Source organism: Cellvibrio zantedeschiae (genome assembly GCF_014652535.1).
Lineage (GTDB): Bacteria > Pseudomonadota > Gammaproteobacteria > Pseudomonadales > Cellvibrionaceae > Cellvibrio > Cellvibrio zantedeschiae.
This window is the reverse complement of sequence record NZ_BMYZ01000001.1, coordinates 431,586-455,469: the sequence shown is the minus strand read 5'-3', so window position 1 is coordinate 455,469 and position 23,884 is coordinate 431,586. Positions and strand designations below refer to the sequence as shown.

The following is a 23,884-nucleotide window of genomic DNA, read 5'->3' as shown; positions in this document are numbered from 1 at the left end:
GTTTGTGCCTGGGTATTTATCCGCAAGCAAGAATTGGTTACGCGCGCGCCTGTATTAATTATTCATCTTCTGGAGCCTTGCGCGCCAGCTTAATGATTCGGGTCGCCAAGCTGTCTAACTGACGGAACCGCGCTGCATTTTTTCGCCACTCTTTGGTTGGCCCCAAAGGCACACCTGATGAATAGGAACCGGCTTCGCTAATCGAGTTGGAAACCATACTCATACCCGTGATATGAACCCTGTCAGCCAGAGTAACGTGACCGGCAATAGCAACCGCGCCCGCAATGGTACAGTTATCACCGATAGTGGTACTGCCGGCAATAGCAGTATGGGCCGCAATCGCGGTGTTTTTACCAAGCCGCACATTATGACCAATTTGCACCAAATTATCGATAATCACGCCGTCATCGATAAAAGTATTATCCAGCGCTCCTCGATCAATCGTGGTATTTGCGCCTATCTCTACATTATTGCCAATCACTACACTTCCCAGCTGATGAATTTTCATCCAGCCAGTCGATGCGGGCGCAAAACCAAAACCGTCTGCGCCAATCACACAACCGCTGTGGAAAATACAATCTTCGCCAATACTGATGTCGTGATAGACAGTGACATTGGCGTACAAACGGGTTCTCGCCCCTATGCTGCTATTGGTTCCTACAACGGCTCCTGCACCTATAACAACGCCATCGCCTAAATTCACGTTATCGCCGATAACTGCATTGGGTTGAATCCACACATCCTTTCCTAATACGCAGTTTTTGCCAACTACGGCTGATTCGTGCACACCCACGCTGCTCACAGGCGAGTTAAACAATGCAGTCAGTTGTGCGTAGCAAAGGTATGGATTAGCAACAATTAATTTGTTGCCCGCAATTGCTTCGGCTAAATCCGGGGCGCAAATAACAGCACCTGCCTGAGTGCTAGACAAATGTTTCTTATAGGCGGGATTGGCAATAAAGCTCAGATCATTCTGAGTAGCAGCTTGGAGTGTCGCGAGCGAGGATATTTCATGCTGAGGGTTGCCCACCAGCTCAGCACCAATGTGCTGAGCCAGCTCGGCTAGAGTAAAGCGGGTAGTAATTTTAGACACATTAATTACTTGGCTTTGTTAATTAAGTCAGTCACTTTTGCAGTAATGTCATATTCTGGCGTTGCGAAAATTGCAGCTTGTGGGCCCAACAACAAACCAATTTTTTCTGCATCAACAACTTGCTTTAATGCAGCTTGATATTTTTGACCTAATTCTTGTGCGATAGCTTCAGCAGCTTCTTGACGAGATTTTTGCAATTTTTGGCCATTGAACTGCGCATCTTGTTGCAAGCCTTGAATCTTTTTAGCTACTTCTTCTTTCTTTTCGTTAGACCAGGTAGAACCGTCTTTTTTAGCAGATTCTTGCAGCGCTTTATAATCTGCAGAAATTCCATCCAATTTTGCTTTGGTTGCAGCATAGTCAGATGTTTTTTCTAATTTTTCGAAGCGAGCCTTGGCAACAGCGGTCGATAAAATTGCGCCTTCAGGATTGATTACTGCAATTTTAGCTTCAGCAAAGCTAACAGCTGACATCATGCACAAAGCTGCAGCGGCTACACATTTTTTAGTAAAGTTCACGAGCATTTCCTCTTATCATTAAATTAACAGCAATTAAAATATTTAAACTATCTTTGGAAGATTGACCTTAGAAAGTTTGACCCAAGGTGAAGTCGAATACCTTGTCATCATCAAACGGATCATCTTTACTAATCTTCTTGGCGATACTGAACTGCATTGGGCCAAAGCTGGATATCCAGGTTAAGCCGACACCGAACGAGGCTTTAAAGTCGTCGATATTCACCCCATGGCAGTTTCTTTGCTGGGCGCCGCAATGTGTATCGAAAACATTACCCGTATCCAGGAACAGTGTTGACTGCACGGAACGTTGGTCTTTGATAAATGGCAAGGGGAACAAAATCTCCGCACCACCTTCAATAATCACGTTGCCCCCGAAAGCACCGCGTCTACGACCATAGTCTTCTATTTCACGTTGGGTAAGTAGCTTGCCATTGGGAACCACTAAAGTGCCCGAGCTACATCCGTTGGCATTTTGACATAATACCAAAGCAGGATTCGATAATTCGCTGTCATCCTGCTTACCATCACCATTACGATCGTCCCATGTGGAATAAGCATAGAAAGGCGTTTCTTGCACCGTACTTCTTGGGCCAAGAGAATTGCGCTCAAAACCGCGCACGGAACCAAAACCACCGCCATAGAAGTTTTCGAAGAATGGCAGGCGATCTGTTTTACCATAGGTTTCGGCGTAGCCAACACGACCATGAACACGCAAAGTTAAAGCACTGGTCAAAGGCTTGAAGAATTGACCTTCATAATCCAGTTTAAAGTATTCCAGATCTCCAACCGGTAAAGTCACTTCGCCAGATAGACGTTGTTGCGCTCCACGATCAGGCAACACTCCGCGGTTAAGTGTTGATTTCAACCAAAACACACTTAACTGCGCATCATTAAAGTTATCGCCGTATTTATCAATAAAGCCTTTCTCTCCTAACTGATCTTCAGTAACAGGATTAAGGTTGTAGGTATTTGCAAGGTAATCAATACCATTTTTCTGATTATTAAGAATCGATTGATAATCAGCGGTACTGATATAGCTATCAGAAAGTTTTACCAATCTTCCGTATTGATCAGCCGAATATATGAACCCATCGATAAAACGTGGAGTGCGTTGAATTTCTTGCGAAGAATAACCAGTCGGTGTCACTTCAAGATTACGCAAGCCAATATCAAAACCTATGCGCTCAATTTCCGAAATTGGATAACCAAAGGTAATTTTGCCTCCATAAGTATTGGTGCTATAGGGCGTAATGTTGTAAGAACCGTAATCACTCTTGGTGTAATAAAGACTAAAGCCACGGCTAATACCATCTGGAGTAAAGTAAGGATCGTTATAATTTAACGAATAGCTTGTTTGATAGCGGTTATGGCTGAAATTGAAACCAATTTGTTTACCCGTGCCGAACCAGTTGTTTTGCTGTATCCCGGCCTGGAACAACAAACCCGAATATTGCGCATAACCAATTTGCAAACTCATGCTGCCTGAGGCTTGTTCTTCCACTGTGTAAGTCACATCGACCTTATCAGAAGAGCCCGGCACTTCTTTGGTATCTACTTTTACTTCTTTGAAGAAACCCAAACGCTCCAAATGCACTTTAGAGTTTTCAATTTGCGCAGTAGATGCAGAACCGCCTTCCATCTGACGCATTTCGCGACGTAAAACTTCATCGATAGTTTTGGTATTGCCTTTAAAATTGATACGGTTAACGTAAGCACGTTTACCCGGATCAATAAAGAACGTCATTTTTACAGTTTTATCAGCATCATTCTTCTCAGGCACACCTTCCACTTTTGCAAAGGTATAACCCTCGTTACCCAAACGCTGGGTCACATACTCAGACGAAGTAGTCATTAAAATTTGTGAAAAGAATTGGCCTTCCTTCACTAACAGAAATTGTCGCAAAATTTCCGGATCAATAACCGGATCACCTGCCAACTCCACACTGCTAACCGTGTAAATATCACCTTCAGTAAGGTTGATGGTGATAAAAATTTGTTCTTTATCTGGACTCAAAGAAATTTGCGACGAATCCAGTTTGAACGCAAGATAACCACGGTCCATGTAGTAGGATTCGATTTTTTCCAAATCACCTTTCATTTTTTCTTTGGAATATTTGTCGTTACCACTTATCCAGGAAAATAATCCAGAGGTGCGCAACTCGAAGAGATCAAGAAGCTCCTGATCGCTGAAAATTTTATTGCCCACTATATTAATTTGTTTGATACGCGCGACAGAACCTTCCTTGATTTTTACTTTAACTTTTACCTGATTACGCGGTAAATCTTCAATCTCAATATTAACTGTCGCACCGTAACGACCTTGCGCAATGTATTCACGTTGTAACGCCTGGGTAATACCTTCCAAGGTTGCGCGCTGAAAAATCTGGCCTTCAGACAAGTTGTTCTTTTTAAGGCTGTCCATCAAATTTTCAGACTTGATAGCCTTGTTACCTTCCAATTCAATTTTATTAATAGCGGGGCGCTCTTTAAGCACCAACACCAAAACTTCACCATCACGTTGGATTGCAACGTCGGCAAAAAAACCTACCTTAAAGAGTTCGCGAGTCGCATTTTGAATATCGGATTGGTTAACCGTATCGCCCACACGCACCGGTAGCGCACTGAACACTGTCCCCGCCGATACACGCTGTAAACCTTCTACCCGGATGTCGCTAATACGGAAATTTTGGGTTTGTGCTTGCACCGCAAAAGACGTGAGCAATACCACTAAGCAACAGAAAAATCGCATTGAAACTCGCTTCATATCGTCTGATCTAATAATAAGAATTCATCGTGGCCGAGAGATCTAAGTCTAATCTTAAGAACCGCTACAACCGCATAATATCGTTATACATGGCCAACATACTCAGGCCTATGACTACCACAAGCCCAAATTGATAAGCCAGAACCTGTACCTTTTCTGATACCGGCTTACCCTTAATAAGCTCTACCGAGAGATATAACAGATGCCCACCATCCAGTACAGGAATAGGCAAAAGGTTAAACACCCCTAGAAAAACACTGAGCAGGGCAAGAAAGCCAATAAAGCTTTTCAAACCTATCTGCGCTGAAGAGCCGGCCACCTTAGCAATGCTTATCGGCCCACTCAAGTTTTTTGTAGAAATTTCTCCCAGGATGAGCTTTTTAACGGACAAAAGCACAAATCCAGAGGTATCCCAAGTGCGTTTGACACCGGCCACCAAGGCTCCTCCGACAGAGTATTCATAGTGACGCACGAATTCCTCTGATAAAGGTTTGGGTGCCATGCCAACCCGCCCATAAGAGACTCCCTTTTCGGTAAAAGATTCCGGAGTTACGGATAAAGTTAACTTATCTGTCGCGCCATTGGCAGACTTACGTTCGATATCTACAGTAACTGGCTGATTAATGCGGGGACGCACTAGATTTTGGAAGTCTCGCCAATCTTTTACCGGCAGATCATTAACCCGCACAATCTTATCCTCCGCCTTAAAACCAGCGCGGTCAGCAGGAGTATTGGGAAGAACATCGCCCACGATAGGCTTCACAGGACCTAAATCTATACCTAATCCGGCAAAGGGTTCAGGATCTTTAGCATCCTGCATCCAGTTATCCAGAGGTATAACAATTTCGTAAGTCAGGTTTGAATCAGGATAGCGAACATTAAATTGCATCTCGCCCGACTCGCCCAAACGGCTAATCAAATGACGCGCAACTGATTGCTCAGTAGGGGTTTCTTCACCATCCACCGAGAGAATTTCCTGGCCGACTTCAAGCCCCGCTTTAGCCGCAATCGATTTGGGTTCAACAGCACCAATAATGGGAACCAGACCACGCTCCCCGCCCAGCAGCAGCCCCCAGAACAATAGAATCGCCAATATAAAATTGGCTACCGGGCCTGCCACAACTATGGCCATGCGCTGGCCTACGCTTTTGCGATTGAACGCCTGCGACAATAGCTCCGGCGGAACCTCACCTTCGCGCTCATCCAACATTTTGACATAGCCGCCCAAAGGTAAAGCGGACAGCGAAAATTCGGTACCCTGCTTATCGTACTTGCGCCAAAGCACCTTTCCGAATCCCAACGAGAAACGCAAAACACGCACGCCGCACAATCTCGCCACATAGAAATGACCAAACTCATGCACAGTAACAAGCACGATAATGGCCACTAAAAAGGACGCTATTGTATTTAACAGATCCATAAAGACTTTAACTCTGACTAAAAGGACGCGATAACAGATTGCGCTAACTGACGCGCCTTCTGGTCGCTGGCTATGACCAGCGCAAGTGAATCAGGTTCAATCACCTCTTGCTTGTCCAACACTGTGGCGATGACTTGAGCAATCTGATCGAACCTAATTTTGCGCTGCAAAAACGCGGCAACAGCTACTTCATTGGCCGCGTTCAAAATGGTGGGCGCGGTGGCTGCACGCGCTGCGGCCTGCTGCGCTAAACGCAAGCAGGGAAAACGTTCATAATCCGGTGCTGAGAAGTCCAGGCGAGCAGTGGCGATAATATCCAGGCTCGCAACACCCGACGGAATTCGCTCCGGCCAAGCCAAGGCGTGGGCAATAGGAGTGCGCATATCGGGATTACCCAGTTGCGCCAACACCGAGCCATCCACATATTCAACCATCGAATGGATAACACTTTGTGGATGAATAACCACCTGTACTTGCTCCGGCCTCGTGTTAAACAGCCAGCAGGCTTCAATGAGCTCTAAACCCTTGTTGAGCATGGTGGCGGAATCCACCGATATTTTTTGCCCCATACTCCAGTTGGGATGGGCGCAGGCTTGCTCGGGCGTTACATTTTTCAAATCAGCAATCGGCGTGTTGCGGAAAGGACCACCCGATGCCGTTAACAAGATTTTTCGAACACCGCTGGACTGCAGTCCATTTGCCAAAAAATCTGCACGGTGATTCGGCAGACATTGGAAAATCGCATTGTGTTCGCTGTCGATGGGCAACAAGGTTGCACCGTGATCGGCAACGGCACGAGTAAACAACCCGCCTGCCATCACCAAAGCTTCCTTGTTGGCCAAGAGAACTTTTTTGCCCGCTTTCACCGCAGCCAATGTCGGCAATAGCCCGGCAGCACCGACAATCGCAGCCATAACCACATGAGTATCTGCATGACTGGCCACTTGCGCTAGCGCATCTTCGCCTTGCAGAACTTCAGTTTTACAACCTTGGCGACGCAATTCTTCTGCGAGCGCGAGCGCTGCAGCTTCATCGTTTAACACCGCGTAACGGGGATTATGTTGTAAGCATTGAGTGGCGAGGATTTGCCATTTACGATCTGCAGTCAGCGCGAAAACAGAATAGCGTTCAGGATGACGAGCCAACACATCAAGTGTGCTGACACCAATGGAGCCGGTAGCGCCGAGAATAGTGACGTTTTGGATCATGACTAGCGACCCAATACCCAACCGCTGGCCAACAAGGCCAGGGCAAATACGGGAGCCGCCGCCGTGATGCTATCCACGCGATCCAAAATACCGCCATGGCCAGGCAAGATAACACCGCTGTCTTTCACGCCCGCATGGCGTTTGACCATGCTCTCGAGCAAATCACCCAACACCGAAAACAAACTCGTGGGCAGCACAACCGCGAGAAGCAACCAGAAGTTGCTGTTGCTGAGATAGGCAACCAAAGCCGCCAATAAAATATTAGATACAAATCCACCCGCAAAACCTTCCAGCGTTTTGCCCGGACTAACGGAGGGAGCCAATTTGCGCTTACCAAATTTACGGCCAGTGAAATATCCACCCGTATCGGCCGCCGCGACTATACCGGCAATCATCACAACCAACCATGCGCCTTGCGGCTGAAAGCGAACGTATACCAATGCGAGCCAGGTAGGCACCAATACCAGCACCCCCATCAACAAACGCAACCCAGGATGCCCCCATAAAATCGCGCTGGAGGGATAACCTTGAACCAACAAAAGCGCCAGCGCCCACCAACCCACGGCAATAATTAATAAGGTTTTAACCACCGGCAGATTGAAGCCTTGTTGCTCTGCAGTACAGAAACCAATTAACCAACAAGTCAGCATTAAAATGAGGGCGATAAAAATAACGTAGGCACTACGCTGCCAAAGCGCGGCGCAGCTGGATAAGTTAGCCCATTCCCATGCGCCAATTAACACTACTGCGCCGATAAACAAGGTGAAATACGTGAGCGACAAGCCAAAGAGCGCAGCTAAAAATACTGCGGTTAAAATAATCGCCGTAATAACGCGTTGCTTAAGCATGGGTTGCTCCCGCTTCGATTTGATCGCCGGTCATACCAAAGCGGCGTTGACGTTCGTAAAATGCGGTAGCGGCTCGTTTGAGTTCATCGCTATCAAAATCCGGCCAAAGTTTATCGCTGAAAAAGAATTCAGCGTAAGCACTTTGCCAGAGTAAAAAATTGCTGATGCGCACTTCGCCGCCGGTGCGAATTAATAAATCCAGAGGTGGCAAATCGGCCATAGACGTATATTTGTCGAGCAAGTCTTCATCGACATCTGCAGCATTAATGCGCCCCTCTTTCACTTCTTGCGCAACTTTTTTTGCAGCTTCCGCAATATCCCAGCGGCCACCGTAATCGGCAGCAATCACCAAAGTCATCTTGCCATCTTTGGTTAATTCTTCTGCAGCTTCAATTGCGTTTTGAATACCTTTGCTAAAACGAGTGCGGTTGCCAATCACGCGCAAACGCACACCTTTTTTCTTCAAAGCTTTAGCTTCATTTTTAAGATACAGCTGAAACAGCGACATAAGCGCTTCAACTTCCAGCGGAGGACGCTTCCAGTTTTCGCTGCTAAACGCAAAAACGGTCAGAACTTCTACACCAATTTCTTCGCATGCCGTCATGGCATCACGAATACGCTCAACACCCACTTTGTGCCCTGCAACACCCGCTAATCCGCGCTGCTTGGCCCAACGGTTGTTGCCATCCATAATGATTGCGACATGGCGAAGTTGATTGTCAGACACGCTTTTCTCCCGCTTGGCGAGCCGCAACAAAATATCCTTACTGTGCGGCTGTACTCTTGGCTTCTAGTGATTTCGTAATTCTAATAATTTTTGAGAATTCTAAAAAAAACAAACTGGCTCGCCACGAATAGCGAGCCAGTTTTAAAATTCAACATCCTTACACGGACATCAAATCAACTTCTTTTGCGGCCAAGGCCTTATCCACTTCAGCGATATATTTATCGGTGATTTTTTGGATTTCGTCTTGTGCACGACGCTCATCATCTTCGCTAATGGATTTATCTTTTACCAAAGCTTTTACATCGCCCAATACATCGCGGCGCACATTGCGTACAGAAACGCGACCGTTTTCTGCTTCAGCGCGCGCTTGCTTGATAAAGTTTTTACGCGTTTCTTCGGTCAGCATGGGCAATGGCAAACGAATCAAACCATTGTTGGTTGATGGGTTTAAACCCAAGTTGGATTTCATAATCGCCTTTTCAATTTCAGGCACCAGGTTGCGCTCCCATGGGCTTACTGAAAGCGTGCGTGCATCTTCTACGTTGATGTTGGCGAGCTGGCTCAAAGGAGTTTCTGCGCCGTAATAATTCACCATAATGCCATCCAAAATACTTGGATGAGCGCGGCCAGTACGAATTTTATTGAAGTGGTTGCCCAAAGCTTCAATCGCTTTTTTCATACGCGCTTCGGCGTCTTTTTTAATATCATTAATCATTCGCTTTTTTCCTCTTCGATCAAAGTGCCTTCGTTGCTGCCTACAACAATATTCAACAAAGCGCCGGTTTTATTCATACGGAAGACACGCACAGGCATGTCGTGCTCACGGCACAAACAAATGGCCGTTAAATCCATTACACCTAATTTCTTATCCAACACTTCGTCGTAAGACAAACGATCATATTTGGTCGCCGTTGGATCTTTTTTGGGGTCGGCGGTGTAAACACCGTCCACCTTGGTTGCTTTTAATACGATGTCTGCATCAACCTCAATTCCACGCAAGCAAGCGGCAGAATCGGTAGTGAAGAATGGGTTACCTGTACCCGCAGCGAAAATTACTACTTCACCCATACCGAGGAAGCGTACCGCGCGACGGCGATCATAGTGTTCAACGATACCGCTCATAGGAATTGCAGACATTACACGAGAGGAGATGTTGGAGCGCTCAAGAGCATCGCGCATTGCCAAAGCATTCATTACGGTTGCCAGCATGCCCATATGGTCGCCAGTGACGCGATCCAAGCCAGCCGCACTTAATTGCGAGCCGCGGAACAGGTTGCCGCCGCCGATCACCAAACCTACTTGTACGCCTATCCCCACCAACTGACCAATTTCCAGCGCCATTTTGTCGAGCACTTTAGGGTCGATACCGAATCCCTCTGTACCCATCAACTCTTCACCACTCAACTTCAACAAGATGCGCTTGTACTTTTTATCCCTTGGGCTAGACATAAATGCTCTCCAAACAATGAGTTAGCGGGTTCTTCCGGCAATTTAGCCAGAGTGCAAAAAAATCGGCGCAGTTTACCAGAAAAACACCGGTTTGCGCTGATACGCCCATTTTTTAATACTCCAAGAGCTACAGTAAAACAGTTGTTAAATCACCTTGAATGATGAACAATTGGCCGCCAACAAGTGTTGGCAGACACTCGAAAACCTATCAGGATCATAAAATGGAATTCTATAAATACAGACTTACGCAGAACCCCATGTTAAAAATCAGCATTCTTCTTTTGAGCTTTTTATCTTCCTCATCGTTCGCAAGTATCATCTACTCAGGAATAAAAAATATTTCTTTTACCGCCCCCACAGAGCTATCGATCTCAAATTATTCAATAGATCTGGCAAATGATGCCTCCGGTACTTGGGACAACATTCAGTTCGATTTAGGAAACTCTGGTCCTGAACGAACATTCGGCGCCAGCACTGCTTGGCCTGGCAGCGAAGTAACCCTAGCCTACAAGTCCCAACTCGGTATCGCTCAAAGCTACACCAATGGTGGCGTAATGGACGGTAGCTTTGGCTCAGGCACAGAAATACTTTGGTATTTCGACTCTTTAAACGGATTTGATTGGGGTATGTTTAAGAACGGAACCGCGTACGCGGGAATAATGCTTAATAGCTTCGAATCCAACGCCTCCTTCGGATACCTTTATGGTTGGATTCAACTCAAGGTAGACAATTTTCAAAACTTTGACGGTCGGGGTGCGACCCTAACAGTTGTTGACTGGGCATACGAAACCACCGGAAAACAAATTGACATTGGGCAAGGAGTGAAAGTGCCGGAACCTTCATCATGGCTGCTGGCATTATTAGGCTTCTTTTTTGTGTGCTATCGCCGCCCATTAAGATTAAACTAAACCGCTAACGATAAAAAAACCGCAGTGCTTAAATAAGCCACTGCGGTTTTTTTACATTAAAATCCAACCGAAAGCTTTATTCAAAGCTCAAGACTTGGGACAGCAAAACGCAAGCCTTCCCAGCACATACCCAACACGGGTTTCGTATTTCTTTTTAACAGAAATTAGGCTTTAGTTACAGCACACCAACGCGAAGATGTACCGTTCGCAAAACTGAAAGAGCGCAACATTCTTTATCTACACAATTCCTATGACCAACCCCAGCCTGATAATTTCAGAAGCTTTATTATGCCTAAAAATTGAGTAAGCCATTACAACTTCTGCTCAAGATGCGCTTTCATTCGCAGTTGCTCCGCGTTGTTGGACGTTCTATAAATTTCCAACACGAGGTTAATATCGGCCAAGGCTTTTTTATCTTCACCTTCCATTTCCAATGCATAAGCGCGCTTAGTCAACCAATCCCTTGCGATACCAAACTGCAACGCCTCGCTATACAAACTTATAGCTTTATTAAACTTATCAGCATGCATTGCTGTGTGCGCCTCTTCTGCCAACGCAAAACCTTTTAATAACCATAAGCGCGGATTTTTATCACCTAAGGATTCAAGCGAATCAGCAAATTCATTCATCTCGGCGTAAGAACCTCCCCATTTCGGCATCAAGCTTCGTAGATATTGGTAGCGAAAATAATACCCCCCAGGTGCAATTCTGGCAGCTTTATCCATCCAATCCTTAGACGTGTCTGTGGCAGAACTCGCCGTCATTAATAAAAAAGTGTATGCAGGAAATAATTGCGGGTCCAACACCAGAGCTTTATGCAAATCTTTAATGCCCAACTCATGAAGCTCTTCCTCCTTGGCAAATTGCTCTTGCGTGGTGTCTTTAGCAAAACGTTTTCCGCGAGCATTAATTCCTTCGGTAACGAAGTAAGCACCGCGAGCCAAATAAGCAATAGCAGAACCAGATTGTGAAATCCAATCATTTAAAGATGCGAGTGAAAATTTATTTTCAGCGGATATGCCATCCAAAGTATCCTGATAGGTTTCCTCCCAAAGAATATCGATAAGAACTTTATCTTGTAATTCCTGGACGATTTTTTCAGCCTCAGCGTAACGCTCACTCTCCACCAGACTCCGCAAATGCTGCAAATCCGTATGAGGCTTACTAAAAGATTCTGTCAATGCACCTCTTTGTGCAACGGCATGGCTATTATTTCCAACAGGCAAATAATCTCCGGAATCCAAAAAAAATTTCCAACCGATAAAAACAATAACTGCAGCAATAGCTAGATATATTTTTGGTAAGCTATTTAAAAAAGAAAGTCCGTGTGGCGGCTCATGATCATCAGGCACGTCTTGTAGCGCATCTTGTGCTTCATTCACCTTCTGCCGGTAGCGCGCAATAATAACGCCGCATTCTTTACACTCATCAGCTGGCTTTTGCTTAGTGTGACATTTGGGGCAGGTTATAAAACCCTGAATAGCAATTGGAGTAACGACTGGAGCGATAGCGGGATCATCGACTTGCAGAGACTCCACCATAGGCTCTAATGTCAAACCTGCAAGAGAATTCGTTGAAGGAGCGGAAGCAGGCGAAGATATAGGAGAAACAGGGGCAACAACATCCGGCATTTGCCGAATACTTGCTTTGACTCCTAATTCAATAAGTATTGAACGGTATTTTTCTGCCTGCGAACGCGGAATATTTTTCTTGATAGTGCGCACTTTTCCATCCAACAACTGCTGTGCTTTAGATCCATCAATGCGAAAGGTTTTTGATACTGCTATGACTATGGATTCTTTTGCTCCATGACTTTCAATAACTCCCTCTGCGATAACTTGCCAACTATTATTATTTTGCATTAACTCTACGCTTCCTTTGTATATACGCTATTTAATATTCACTAAGCCTAGCTTAACCAGCCAACAAAAGAAAACAAGCCGGTGAATTATTCATTTACCCACAGCAAGAAATAAATAAAGCCGCGCAAATTAACTTGAGCGGCTTTTTTATCTCAGGGGCTGACCAGCTTTAAAAACTGTACTCAAGCCCCAAACTCGGACCCGTAAAACGCACATCTTCCCAATTCAAATATGAATACTCCAGACGCGCAGATAATTTCTCGCTAAACGTGTAACGCGCCCCAACACCGTAAAATACACGGTCCTTAGTAACGGATTCTTTATTAATAATATTAGGCGCTCCTATACGAGTAGCTCGCCAATCAATATCCAATTGCGCAACACCCAAGCGGCCATATGCGCTTAGCTGCGGTGAAAAAGAGTGGCTCGCAATCACCGACAATTGCAGCGCATTAAATTCGCTGCGATATGCATACAAAGCATCCTTGTCGTTATGAACACCTAATTGGCGATAACCTAGCTCGACCGCCATAGTGTCCTTAAACGGTAGCGAGAACTTATAACCTCCTGCGACGGCCAAGGAAGTCTTATCAGTCGTCGCCACATCAAAATCCCACTTAACTTGCCCAAGATCCGCCGCAACATAAAAACCATCTGCCAACGCAGAGGCAGACAAGCAAATAAACGCACAAGCAATTCCAAATTTTTTCATAACAGCTCCATAAATATTTTTTTTGACAAAACCAGCTTAGCCCGCCGCACATAGAACACAAGCCAATCAATTTTTAATGCCATAAAAAAAACCCGCACAAGTTACCCTGTGCGGGTTTTGAGTGTCTTTCGAAGAAAGATTTAGCCCTTGGTAGCGGCAACTTGGGCAGCAACTTCAGCAGCGAAATCTACAACTTCTTTCTCGATGCCTTCACCTACTTCCAAACGCACAAAGCTCTTAACAGTTGCGCCTGCAGTTTTTGCGTGCTGAGCAACAGTCAACTCCGGGTTCTTAACGAAAGGTTGGTCAACCAAGCTGCTTTCTTTCAGGAACTTGTTGATACGGCCAACAATCATCTTCTCAACGATTTCAGCTGGTTTGCCAGCCATATCTGGTTGAGCACGAATGATTTCTTTTTCTTTCTCAACAACTTCTGGAGACATTTGATCAGAGCTAACAACTACTGGGTTAACAGCAGCTACGTGCATAGCGATGTCTTTACCAATTTCGTCGTTACCGCCTTCCAATTGAACCAATACCGCGATACGGCTGTTCAAGTGCAAGTAGCCGCTCACCACACCACCTTCAACAAGGCTAACGCGACGAACACTGATTTTCTCACCGATTTTTTGAACCAATGCTTCACGAGCTGTTTCCAACTCACCAGCAGTCAATTTAGCTACGTCGGTTTCTTTAGTAGCGAAAGCTTTTTCTACCACAGAGTTTACGAAAGCAAGGAAGCCTGCATCGCGTGCAACGAAGTCAGTTTCTGAGTTAACCTCCACTGCAACAGCGTAACTGTTGTCAGCAGCAACTTTAACGGCAACAACGCCATCAGCAGCAGTACGGCCTTCTTTTTTAGCAGCCTTCAAACCAGATACTTTACGCAGGTTTTCAATCGCCAACTCCACGTCGCCATCAGCTTCGCCAAGTGCTTTTTTACATTCCATCATGCCCAAACCAGTACGGTCGCGCAGTTCTTTTACGAGTGCAGGAGTAACAGCTGCCATGATTATTTCCTCTTTAAAGTTAAACTTTTAATAAAAGCTAAAGGGCTGCGATACAAAAAGGGGGCAATGCCCCCTTCTTACGTTTAGCTAGCCATATGGCCTAAAGCGAAAGGTGGCTGAATTATTCAGCGCTACCTTCAGCCGCTACGTATTCGTCTTTGTTTGGTACAGCAGATACAGACTTGGAACCTTCCAAACAAGCATCAGCTACTGCAGCAGCGTATAACTTGATTGCGCGGATGGCGTCGTCGTTACCTGGGATAACATAGTCAACGCCTTCCGGGTTGCTGTTGGTATCCACTACACCGATAACAGGAATGCCAAGCTTGTTAGCTTCTTGAATTGCAATACGCTCGTGGTCAACGTCAATGATGAACAATGCATCTGGCAGACCATTGATGTTTTTGATACCACCAATTGAACGCTCAAGCTTTTCCATGTCGCGTGAGCGCATTAAAGCTTCTTTTTTGGTCAATTTAGCGAAAGTACCATCCTGGCTTTGGGTAGTCAGTTCTTGCAAACGACGGATAGAAGCACGGATGGTTTTGTAGTTGGTCAACATACCGCCTAACCAACGGTGGCTAACGAATGGTTGGCCAGCGCGTTCAGCTTGTTCTTTAACGGTTTTTTGCGCAGCGCGCTTGGTACCAACAAACAGAATTTTTTTCTTTTGAGACGCCATTTGTTGAACTAAAGCCAAAGCTTCGTTGAACGCAGGCACAGTGTGCTCAAGGTTGATGATATGAATCTTGTTGCGCGCACCGAAGATGTACTTGCCCATCTTTGGGTTCCAGTAACGGGTTTGGTGACCGAAGTGGACACCGGCGGACAACATGTCGCGCATGCTTACTTGTGGCATTTTGGTATTTCCTAAATGTATTGGGTTAGGCCTCCACATACCCCGCTAATCAACCCTTTCGCTTGCGCAATTGCGCGTAACTAAGAGCACCCAGATGTCGCGTGTCGATATGTGTGTGACGTTAAAGTTAATCTCTTAAAGGCGATATGCCAAAAAAGAGGCGCGCTTTATACCACAAAAGCCACAGCAGTAAAACCTTTTAACCATTTTAATGCCCAAAGAAATACTGGATCAAACCCCAAAACAACTTGTATACTAGTTAAGCTTATAGACAAGTATTACTATATCAACTCGCGAGCCTTCCGTTATGAAAGAAACCTGGCGCTGGTTTGGCCCTAAAGATTCTGTATCCCTGCAACATATCGCTCAAGCCGGCGCGACTGGCATTGTGACTTCCCTGCACCACATCCCGACAGGTGCGGTGTGGCCCATGGCTGATATACTGGAGCGCAAAAAACTCATTGAAGACCATGGACTTGAATGGGCTGTGATCGAAAGTATCCCACTCCATAACGACATCAAAACCCGCACGGGTGATTACCAACAGTTAATCGAAAACTACAAGCAATCCATTCGCAATGTGGCTGCCGCTGGCGTTTACGATGTCTGCTACAACTTTATGCCCGTAGTTGACTGGACGCGCACCAACCTCAGCTATACCTTGCCCAACAAAGCACAAGCACTGCGTTTTGAAATGAGTGATTTCGCCGCTTATGACGTTTATATGCTGCAACGCCCCGGGGCCGAAAAAGACTATCAACCAGAGGTGCTTGCCAAGGCGAAAGCCCGCCTGGATGCGATGAGCGAGGAAGAAAAATCCTTGCTGGAAAAGAACATCATTGCCGGTTTGCCCGGCGGTGAAGGCTCTTACGACCGTGAAGGCATTCGTGCTGCTATCGACTTGTTTATTAAAATGGGTAATGAAGGCATGCGCGCCAATCTATTTGCCTTCCTGCGTGAAATCATCCCTGTCGCCGAAGAAGTTGGCGTGCGTATGGCGATTCACCCCGACGACCCGCCATTCTCTCTGTTCGGTTTGCCCCGCGTTGTATCTACCGCTGACGACGCTCGCGCCTTACTCAACGCTGCACCAAGCCCCGCCAACGGCCTAACCCTTTGCGCAGGCTCATACGGCGCGCGCTGCGATAATGATTTGGTCGGCATGGCACGCGAGTTTGGCGAGCGCATTTACTTCGTTCATTTGCGCAACATCAAGCGTGAGGATGATGGTTCTTTCTATGAGTCAGACCATTTGGACGGCGACAACGATATGGTTGGTTTGATCGACGCCCTGTTGGATGAAGAAGCCCGCCGCGACAAAGCGGGTAGCAACTTGCCAAAAATCGCCATGCGCCCTGATCACGGCCATCTGATGGGCGATGAAATTGGTAAAACTGGCATCAACCCCGGTTATTCATTTGCAGGAAGAATGAAAGGCTTGGCTGAGTTGCGTGGCGTTATTCACGCGCTTTCGGTAATTCGCGCTCGCTAAAATAGGATTAAATCCGCCATAAAAAAGCCCCTTTTTCACAAGGGGCTTTTTTATGGCTAAAACTATGGCAAGTATTGATTTTGGCCTTAGTCAAACGGTGCGCAAATCGTTTAGAATGCCCCATCGTTATTATTACCCGAGACCATCAAGATTCATGTCCGTTACTATTAAAACTCCTGCCGATATCGAAAAAATGCGCGTCGCTGGCCGAATGGCTGCCGAGGTATTGGAAATGATCGGTGCTCACGTACAGCCCGGTGTTACCACCGCCGAGCTGGACAAGCTTTGTCACGACCACATTGTGAATGTTCAAAAAGCCATCCCCGCCTGCCTGGGTTACCGCGGCTTTCCAAAATCCATTTGCACATCGGTCAATCAGGTTGTTTGTCACGGCATTCCATCCGACAAAAAAGTGCTCAAAAACGGCGATATCATTAACATCGACGTGACAGTAATTTACGAAGGTTTCCACGGCGACACCAGTGCCATGTATTTTGTGGGCACTCCCGCTCCTCACGCTGAGCGCTTGGTGCAAGTCACACAAGAAGCCATGTACAAAGCAATTGCCCTGGTGAAACCTGGTTGCACTCTGGGGGATATCGGCCACGTAATTCAGCAACATGCCGAGGGAAATTATTATTCTGTTGTACGTGAATATTGCGGTCATGGCATCGGCAAAATTTTTCACGAAGAACCACAAATTTTGCACTACGGTCGCCCCGGCACCGGCATGGCGTTAAAAGAAGGTATGGCGTTTACGATTGAGCCAATGATTAATGCCGGCAAACCGCAAACCAAATTAAAAAGCGATGGCTGGACGGTAGAAACCAAAGACGGTCGCCTCTCTGCCCAGTGGGAACATACCATGGTAGTAACCGCCACAGGTGTAGAAGTTTTAACAGCGCGCAAAGACGAAAAGCTTTAATCAATTCCCTCACGCACATCAGCATCACTGATGTGCCGTCTTTTCGGAATACATTCGGATAGCAAACTATGTTGATGACTGCGGTGCCCTATTTTGAGCGGCCCTTATTTTTCTTCGACCAAAGCCGGTTTAGACGCGCTTTGGCGGAGCAACCGCACATCACCGTTTTTAAAGATGCAATCAACGCCGCTAACATGCAATTCAATCGCCGTTTTGTGGAAGGCGAAGATATTCGCACATTGGTTTATGAGCGCGCTTTATTTATCGATTGTATTTTGCATTACGCGTGGCACAAATTTGAGTGGCCAGAAAGCATTAGCCTCGAAGCTGTTGGTGGTTACGGCCGTGGTGAATTGCATCCTGCATCTGATATAGATTTATTAATTTTGCACCGCCCGGAAGTGCTCGCCGACTGCGAAGAAAATATCGGGCAATTCTTTACCTTCCTGTGGGATATCAAACTCGAAATTGGCAGCAGCGTGCGCACTGTGAAGCAATGCATTGAAATTGCCCGCAACGATATAACCGTTGCTACCAACATCATGGAATCGCGCACGCTAGTGGGCGACCAATCACTACGTCACGAGTTGTTGCAACAATCTTCACCCAATAATATTTGGCCAGCAGATACTTTTTTTCGTGCAAAATGGGATGAACAAATCGCCCGCCACAAAAAATATAACGACACCGAATACAATCTCGAACCCAATATTAAAAATGCCCCCGGCGGGCTGCGCGATATTCAAACCATCAGCTGGGTCGCCAAACGTTACTTTCAAGTTCGCACCTTAAAACAGCTGGAAGGTAAAGGTTTTTTTACCGAAGAAGAATTCTCCCTGCTTTACACCGGCGAAGAATATTTGTGGCGCGTGCGCTACGGTTTGCACATGGTAGCCAAACGCCCGGAAGAGCGTTTAATGTTTGATTACCAACGGGAGCTTGCCAAATTATTTGGCTTTGAGGATGAGCAAGGCTCTCTCGCCGTTGAGCAATTTATGCATAAGTATTACCGCACCGTGCTCGCACTGCGCGAACTTAACGATGTGCTTTTGCAATTTTTATCGGAAGCTATTTTGCAAAAAGGAAAATGCAAAAGCGTTACTGCGGTCAACGAACGTTTCCAGTTGCGCGACAATTATATTGAAGCCACACACACTTATGTGTTCGAAGAAAATCCATCGGCACTGATTGAAATGTTTGTGCTTATGGCGCAAAACCCTAAAATTGTTGGCGTGCGTGCATCGACAATTCGCTTGGTGCGCGAAAGCCGTCATCTTATCGATGACAATTTCCGTAACGACCCCAAGAACACTCAGCTGTTTGTTAAATTGTTGCAATATCCCGGCGGCTTGGTAGAACAACTCAAGCGTATGCTGCGTTACGGCATTCTTGGTTTGTATCTGCCTGAATTCGGCCAGGTTACCGGCCAAATGCAACACGATTTATTTCACATCTACACAGTTGATGCGCACACATTAAAAGTTGTGCAGAACATGTGTAACTTTTTGCTGCCCAGCGCTAAAGAAGAGTTCCCCATTTCCGCGCATATTATGACGCGCCTGCCACGCCTGGATTTGCTGTACATGGCAGGCCTTTATCACGATATAGGCAAGGGCCGCGGTGGAGACCACTCAACGCTTGGCGCTGTGGATGCCGAAGCTTTTTGCAAACGCCATGGCGTTTCTGCACGCGAAACTCGCTTGGTATCCTGGTTGGTTGAAAAACATTTATTAATGTCTTCTGTTTCGCAAAAACAAGATTTGTCCGACCCGGATGTTATTCGCAACTTTGCGTTGATTGTTGGCGACCAAATGCATCTGGATTATTTATTTGCACTGACAGTTGCCGATATCAATGGCACCAATAAAGAATTATGGAACACCTGGCGCGCCAGCTTGATGCGTCAACTCTATATGGAAACCAAACGTGCATTGCGCCGCGGCCTGGAAAATAATATCGACAAACAGGAATTGATAGAAGAAACGCAGCAAGCAGCCATTCGCAAACTTGGCCGCAACAAATTGACCGAAGCCCAAATCTGGGAGTTCTGGCGCGATATGGGTGAAGATTATTTTTTGCGTGAAAGCGTGGCGGATATTACGTGGCATACAGAAGCTATCGCAGGTCATACCAACGATGATCCACTCATTTTAATTAAAAAAACAACTAACCGCGAGCTTGCAGGTGCAACACAAATTTTTATTCGCACCAAAAACCAAAAGCATGTGTTTGTCGCTGCGGCCTCTGCGCTGGATCATTTGAGCCTCAGCATCCAGGACGCAAAAATTTACAGCTCTAATTCCGGTTATACCATAGATACATTTTTTGTACTCAATCAGGATGGCAAGCCCCTCGGCAGTAATCCAACGCTTTTGAAAAAAATCCAGCAGACACTGCAGGAAGAATTGCGGTTAGCAGAGAACTATTCAGAAGTCATTAGCCGTCGCACCCCGCGTCGCCTGAAATATTTTGCCATGCCGACGCGCACCAGTTTAAGTCACGACACTGTGCGCAAATGTAGCGTGCTTGAAGTGATATCACCGGATCGTCCCGGCCTGCTCGCATGTATTGGCCGCATATTTATGCAATTTGAAATTCAACTCCTCAACGCCAAAATTGCGACTCTCGGCGAGCGAGTGGAAGATATTTTCTTTATTGTGGATGGTCAGGGCAAACCACTAGTAGATACTGAGATTGCTGAAAATTTACAACGCGAAATTCGCGAACAATTAGATAAGCGCGTGGATTTGCACTAATAACACCTGCTTGCAAACCAATTATAGAAACGATTACAACATGAACCAAGATTTAAACTTATTGCACCCCTACCCTTTTGAAAAGCTTGCCGCATTAAAAGCAGCAGTGTCAGCGCCAAAAGAATTAAGCGATATTATGTTATCTATTGGCGAGCCAAAACATGAACCGCCAGCCTTTGTGTTGCAAACATTAATTAGCAACCTTAATAAGTTATCCAATTACCCGACAACCAAGGGCATTCCGGAGTTGCGTGAGGCAATTGCCAGTTGGGCATGCAAACGTTTCAACTTAAATAGCGGAAGTTTCACAGCCGACAAACATGTTCTACCTGTGAACGGCACACGCGAAGCACTTTTTGCATTTGCACAAGCCATTGTGGATCGAACCAAACCAAACCCCGTTATTGTATCCCCCAACCCTTTCTATCAAATTTACGAAGGCGCGGCGATTTTATCCGGTGCAGAGCCTCATTTTTTAAACTGCACACCAGAAAACAATTTCATTCCTGATTTTGCCGCCGTGCCCGCTGCGATTTGGGAGCGCACACAGTTATTATTTATTTGCTCACCCGGCAACCCCACGGGCGCAGTGATGAGTTCTGCACAATTAAAAGAGTTGATTGCGCTCGCTGATAAATACGATTTTGTTATTGCATCTGATGAGTGCTATTCAGAGCTTTATTTTGATGAGAAAAATCCGCCCGCTGGTTTATTGCAAGCCTGCGCTGAATTGGGCCGCGATGATTTTGCACGCTGTGTGGTTTTTCATAGTTTATCCAAACGCTCCAACCTGCCTGGTTTGCGCTCAGGCTTTGTGGGTGGCGATGCAAAAATCCTTGAAAATTTTTTGCTATACCGCACCTATCACGGTTGCGCTATGCCGGTCCCAACGCAATTAGCCAGTGTTGCCGCATGGCAAGACGAAACTCACGTAATAGAAAATCGCGAAGCCTATCGCCAAAAATTTGATGCGGTATTAAATATCCTCAGCGATGTTTTGGATGTAAAAAAGCCTGATGCGAGTTTTTATTTGTGGCCGAAAACGCCCATCAAAGGCGAATTGTTTGCGCAAAAATTATTTGAATCGCAAAAAGTAACCGTTTTGCCGGGAAGTTATTTAGCCCGTGAAGCCAAGGATATTAACCCAGGCGAGGATTATGTTCGCCTTGCATTAGTCGCACCCTTGGCCGAATGCATTGAAGCAGCAAAACGCATTAAGGCATTTGTACAATCGCTATGACAGAATTGCAAAAGTTATCCAAGCAAGGGCGTGCGGATTACATTCGGGAAAAACTTCAAGAGCTTTATCCCAATCCGCCAATTCCGCTTGAGCATAAAGATGCATACACCCTGCTCATTGCAGTGTTGCTTTCTGCACAATGCACAGACGCTCGCGTAAATACGGTGACTCCGGCGCTATTTAAACTCGCCGATAATCCTTACGACATGGCGAAGGTGCCTGTAGAAAAAATTCAGGAAATTATTCGCCCTTGCGGATTATCTCCGCAGAAATCAAAAGCGATTTCCGTGCTATCGCAAATATTGGTGAATGAACATGATGGAAAAGTTCCAGACGACTGGGATGCGTTGGAGCGCTTGCCGGGAGTGGGTCATAAAACAGCAAGCGTTGTGATGAGCCAGGCGTTTGGGCACCCAGCATTTCCAGTAGACACGCATATTCATCGATTGGCGCAGCGTTGGGGTTTAACAAACGGTAAAAATGTGACGCAAACTGAAAAAGATTTAAAGCGTTTGTTTCCAAAAGAAAGCTGGAATGCGTTGCACTTGCAAATTATTTATTATGGTCGCGAACATTGCTCGGCGCGCGGTTGCGATGGCACTGTATGCGGGATATGTACAACAACTTATCCCAATAGAAAAAAACCTAAAATCGTGTTGAAACCTTAAGTTATTTAAACCTATGACTACTTTATACGGCATTAAAAACTGCGACACCGTAAAGAAAGCGCGTGACTGGCTGGCGAAAAATAATGTGGATTATCGCTTTCACGATTTCCGTGTCGATGGCTTGGATAAAGATCAGGTAAAAAACTGGATAACCGAAATCGGTTTAGAAAAGCTGGTGAACAAACGCAGCACAACCTGGAAAGAATTAGACGAAAGTGTCAAAACTAATTTTGACGAGAAAAATGCAGTCGCAGTGATTGTAGAAAATCCAACGCTGATCAAGCGACCGCTACTTGAAACCGCACTTCAAAAACATCTCGGTTTTAAAGACACAGAATACGCAAAAATTTTTAATTAGTTATTACTAGGAAATATCATGACAACTTTATACGCACTTGGCTTGGGGATAGGCACACAAAATTCAAAAGGTGAATGGCTGGAAGTTTTTTATGCCGCACCGCAATTAAATCCTTCAGCAGAATTAAGCAATGCAATCGCCAAAGTGGTCGGTTATAGCGAAGGTAATCAAGCCATTGCAATTACTAATACTCAAGCAGGTGAAATTGCGCAGGCACTTGAAGGTGTAAATGCAGAACAAGCAGCGCTCGCAAAAACCTTAATTAACAGCAAACGTCCTTTGGTGGTAACTTTGATTGCTACTGATACCAACCCAGCGTCTGTGCCGGAAGCTTATTTAAAATTACACCTACTGTCGCACCGTTTGGTGAAACCACACAACACTGTGCTCGCTGGAATTTTCGGCGTCTTGCCAAACGTTGCATGGACCAACAAAGGCGCTATCGACGTCAACGAATTGCCTGCAGCACAATTGCAAGCGCGTTTGAACGGCGAAGAGCTGGAGGTATCCTGTGTGGATAAATTCCCCAAAATGACCAACTATGTTGTTCCAAAAGGAGTGCGTGTCGCCCACACAGCACGCGTGCGTTTAGGCGCTTATCTGGGTGAAGGCACCACCATCATGCATGAAGGTTTTGTAAACTTTAATGCCGGTACCGAAGGCCCTGCGATGATTGAAGGCAGAATTTCAGCAGGTGTATTCGTTGGCGCAGGCTCTGACTTGGGCGGCGGCAGCTCCACTATGGGAACCCTGTCGGGCGGTGGTAATATAGTTATTTCTATTGGCAAAGAATCATTGATCGGCGCAAACGCGGGCACCGGTATCCCACTGGGTGATCGCTGCAAAGTTGAATCGGGCTTGTACATTACCGCCGGTACCAAAGTCGTTGTATTAGACGATGCAGGCGCAGAAGTTAAAACCGTAAAAGCGCGTGAACTGGCAAACGTATCTGATCTGGTGTTCCGTCGTAATTCTATTAGCGGCCGCGTAGAAGTTGTTACCAATAAAAGTGCACTGCAATTAAATACCGCACTGCACAAAAATTAATTTTCAGTATTTATAGCGCG

The 23,884-nt window shown here is 46.0% G+C and carries 21 protein-coding genes; 8 read left to right on the top strand and 13 right to left on the bottom strand.

Annotated elements, in window-relative coordinates:
* Positions 1–58: 58 nt before the first annotated feature.
* The 9 genes from lpxD to pyrH all read right to left on the bottom strand — a co-directional run bounded on the left by lpxD (position 59) and on the right by pyrH (position 10,027).
* The gene (gene lpxD, locus IE104_RS02055) at positions 59–1,093 is read right to left on the bottom strand and encodes a UDP-3-O-(3-hydroxymyristoyl)glucosamine N-acyltransferase (protein WP_308429256.1); all 1,035 of its coding nucleotides are present in this window, start codon (positions 1,091–1,093) and stop codon (positions 59–61) included.
* A gap of 5 nt (positions 1,094–1,098) precedes the next feature.
* Entirely contained in the window at positions 1,099–1,611 is a 513-nt protein-coding gene (locus IE104_RS02050; RefSeq protein ID WP_229837576.1) for an OmpH/Skp family outer membrane protein, read from the bottom strand.
* Between the two features lie 67 nt (positions 1,612–1,678).
* The gene (gene bamA / locus IE104_RS02045) at positions 1,679–4,360 is read right to left on the bottom strand and encodes an outer membrane protein assembly factor BamA (RefSeq protein WP_189418217.1); all 2,682 of its coding nucleotides are present in this window, start codon (positions 4,358–4,360) and stop codon (positions 1,679–1,681) included.
* A gap of 79 nt (positions 4,361–4,439) precedes the next feature.
* Complete coding sequence (gene rseP, locus IE104_RS02040) at positions 4,440–5,795, bottom strand: RIP metalloprotease RseP (RefSeq protein ID WP_189415604.1); 1,356 nt, start codon at positions 5,793–5,795, stop codon at positions 4,440–4,442.
* A 17-nt stretch (positions 5,796–5,812) separates the two neighbouring features.
* Positions 5,813–7,003: a 1-deoxy-D-xylulose-5-phosphate reductoisomerase gene (ispC, locus tag IE104_RS02035; protein WP_189415602.1), complete on the bottom strand. Its 1,191-nt coding sequence runs from the start codon at positions 7,001–7,003 to the stop codon at positions 5,813–5,815.
* Positions 7,004–7,005: 2 nt separating this feature from the next.
* On the bottom strand, positions 7,006–7,851 hold the full coding sequence (locus IE104_RS02030) for a phosphatidate cytidylyltransferase (protein ID WP_189415600.1): 846 nt from the start codon (positions 7,849–7,851) through the stop codon (positions 7,006–7,008).
* Positions 7,844–8,542 (bottom strand): polyprenyl diphosphate synthase, encoded by a 699-nt coding sequence (gene uppS, locus IE104_RS02025; protein ID WP_229837792.1) that lies wholly within the window; start codon positions 8,540–8,542, stop codon positions 7,844–7,846. Before uppS ends, IE104_RS02030 begins: the two co-directional genes overlap by 8 nt.
* Positions 8,543–8,735: 193 nt before the next feature.
* Positions 8,736–9,293 carry a ribosome recycling factor gene (frr, locus tag IE104_RS02020; protein ID WP_189415596.1) on the bottom strand — a complete coding sequence of 186 codons (558 nt, stop codon included), beginning with the start codon at positions 9,291–9,293 and terminating at the stop codon, positions 8,736–8,738.
* Positions 9,290–10,027 carry a UMP kinase gene (gene pyrH, locus IE104_RS02015; protein WP_189415594.1) on the bottom strand — a complete coding sequence of 246 codons (738 nt, stop codon included), beginning with the start codon at positions 10,025–10,027 and terminating at the stop codon, positions 9,290–9,292. Before pyrH ends, frr begins: the two co-directional genes overlap by 4 nt.
* Positions 10,028–10,248: 221 nt before the next feature.
* Between pyrH and IE104_RS02010 the strand changes: the two genes are divergently transcribed.
* Positions 10,249–10,935 carry a PEP-CTERM sorting domain-containing protein gene (locus IE104_RS02010; protein WP_189415592.1) on the top strand — a complete coding sequence of 229 codons (687 nt, stop codon included), beginning with the start codon at positions 10,249–10,251 and terminating at the stop codon, positions 10,933–10,935.
* Positions 10,936–11,246: 311 nt separating this feature from the next.
* Here the strand turns inward: IE104_RS02010 and IE104_RS02005 are convergent, their stop codons facing one another.
* The 4 genes from IE104_RS02005 to rpsB form a co-directional block, all read right to left on the bottom strand.
* A complete protein-coding gene (locus IE104_RS02005) occupies positions 11,247–12,797 on the bottom strand; it encodes a DUF4034 domain-containing protein (protein WP_189415591.1) in 1,551 nt (516 codons plus the stop codon).
* 169 nt (positions 12,798–12,966) lie between these two features.
* Complete coding sequence (locus IE104_RS02000) at positions 12,967–13,509, bottom strand: porin family protein (RefSeq protein ID WP_189415589.1); 543 nt, start codon at positions 13,507–13,509, stop codon at positions 12,967–12,969.
* 140 nt (positions 13,510–13,649) lie between these two features.
* Positions 13,650–14,519: a translation elongation factor Ts gene (tsf, locus tag IE104_RS01995; protein ID WP_189415587.1), complete on the bottom strand. Its 870-nt coding sequence runs from the start codon at positions 14,517–14,519 to the stop codon at positions 13,650–13,652.
* A 121-nt stretch (positions 14,520–14,640) separates the two neighbouring features.
* Positions 14,641–15,378, bottom strand: coding sequence for a 30S ribosomal protein S2 (rpsB, locus tag IE104_RS01990; RefSeq protein WP_189415586.1), 738 nt, complete (start codon positions 15,376–15,378; stop codon positions 14,641–14,643).
* Positions 15,379–15,685: 307 nt separating this feature from the next.
* Here rpsB and uxuA point away from each other — a divergent pair, with 307 nt between their 5' ends.
* The 7 genes from uxuA (at position 15,686) to dapD (ending at position 23,864) form a co-directional block, all read left to right on the top strand.
* Complete coding sequence (gene uxuA, locus IE104_RS01985; RefSeq protein WP_189415584.1) at positions 15,686–16,870, top strand: mannonate dehydratase; 1,185 nt, start codon at positions 15,686–15,688, stop codon at positions 16,868–16,870.
* Between the two features lie 154 nt (positions 16,871–17,024).
* Positions 17,025–17,795, top strand: a complete 771-nt coding sequence (gene map / locus IE104_RS01980) for a type I methionyl aminopeptidase (protein WP_189415582.1) — start codon at positions 17,025–17,027, stop codon at positions 17,793–17,795.
* Between the two features lie 68 nt (positions 17,796–17,863).
* On the top strand, positions 17,864–20,551 hold the full coding sequence (locus IE104_RS01975) for a [protein-PII] uridylyltransferase (protein ID WP_189415580.1): 2,688 nt from the start codon (positions 17,864–17,866) through the stop codon (positions 20,549–20,551).
* Positions 20,552–20,591: 40 nt separating this feature from the next.
* Positions 20,592–21,791, top strand: coding sequence for a succinyldiaminopimelate transaminase (dapC, locus tag IE104_RS01970; protein ID WP_189415578.1), 1,200 nt, complete (start codon positions 20,592–20,594; stop codon positions 21,789–21,791).
* The gene (gene nth / locus IE104_RS01965) at positions 21,788–22,459 is read left to right on the top strand and encodes an endonuclease III (protein ID WP_189415576.1); all 672 of its coding nucleotides are present in this window, start codon (positions 21,788–21,790) and stop codon (positions 22,457–22,459) included. Before dapC ends, nth begins: the two co-directional genes overlap by 4 nt.
* Positions 22,460–22,472: 13 nt before the next feature.
* The gene (locus IE104_RS01960) at positions 22,473–22,817 is read left to right on the top strand and encodes an ArsC family reductase (protein WP_189415574.1); all 345 of its coding nucleotides are present in this window, start codon (positions 22,473–22,475) and stop codon (positions 22,815–22,817) included.
* A gap of 18 nt (positions 22,818–22,835) precedes the next feature.
* Complete coding sequence (gene dapD / locus IE104_RS01955; RefSeq protein WP_229837574.1) at positions 22,836–23,864, top strand: 2,3,4,5-tetrahydropyridine-2,6-dicarboxylate N-succinyltransferase; 1,029 nt, start codon at positions 22,836–22,838, stop codon at positions 23,862–23,864.
* The last annotated feature ends 20 nt before the right edge of the window (positions 23,865–23,884 follow it).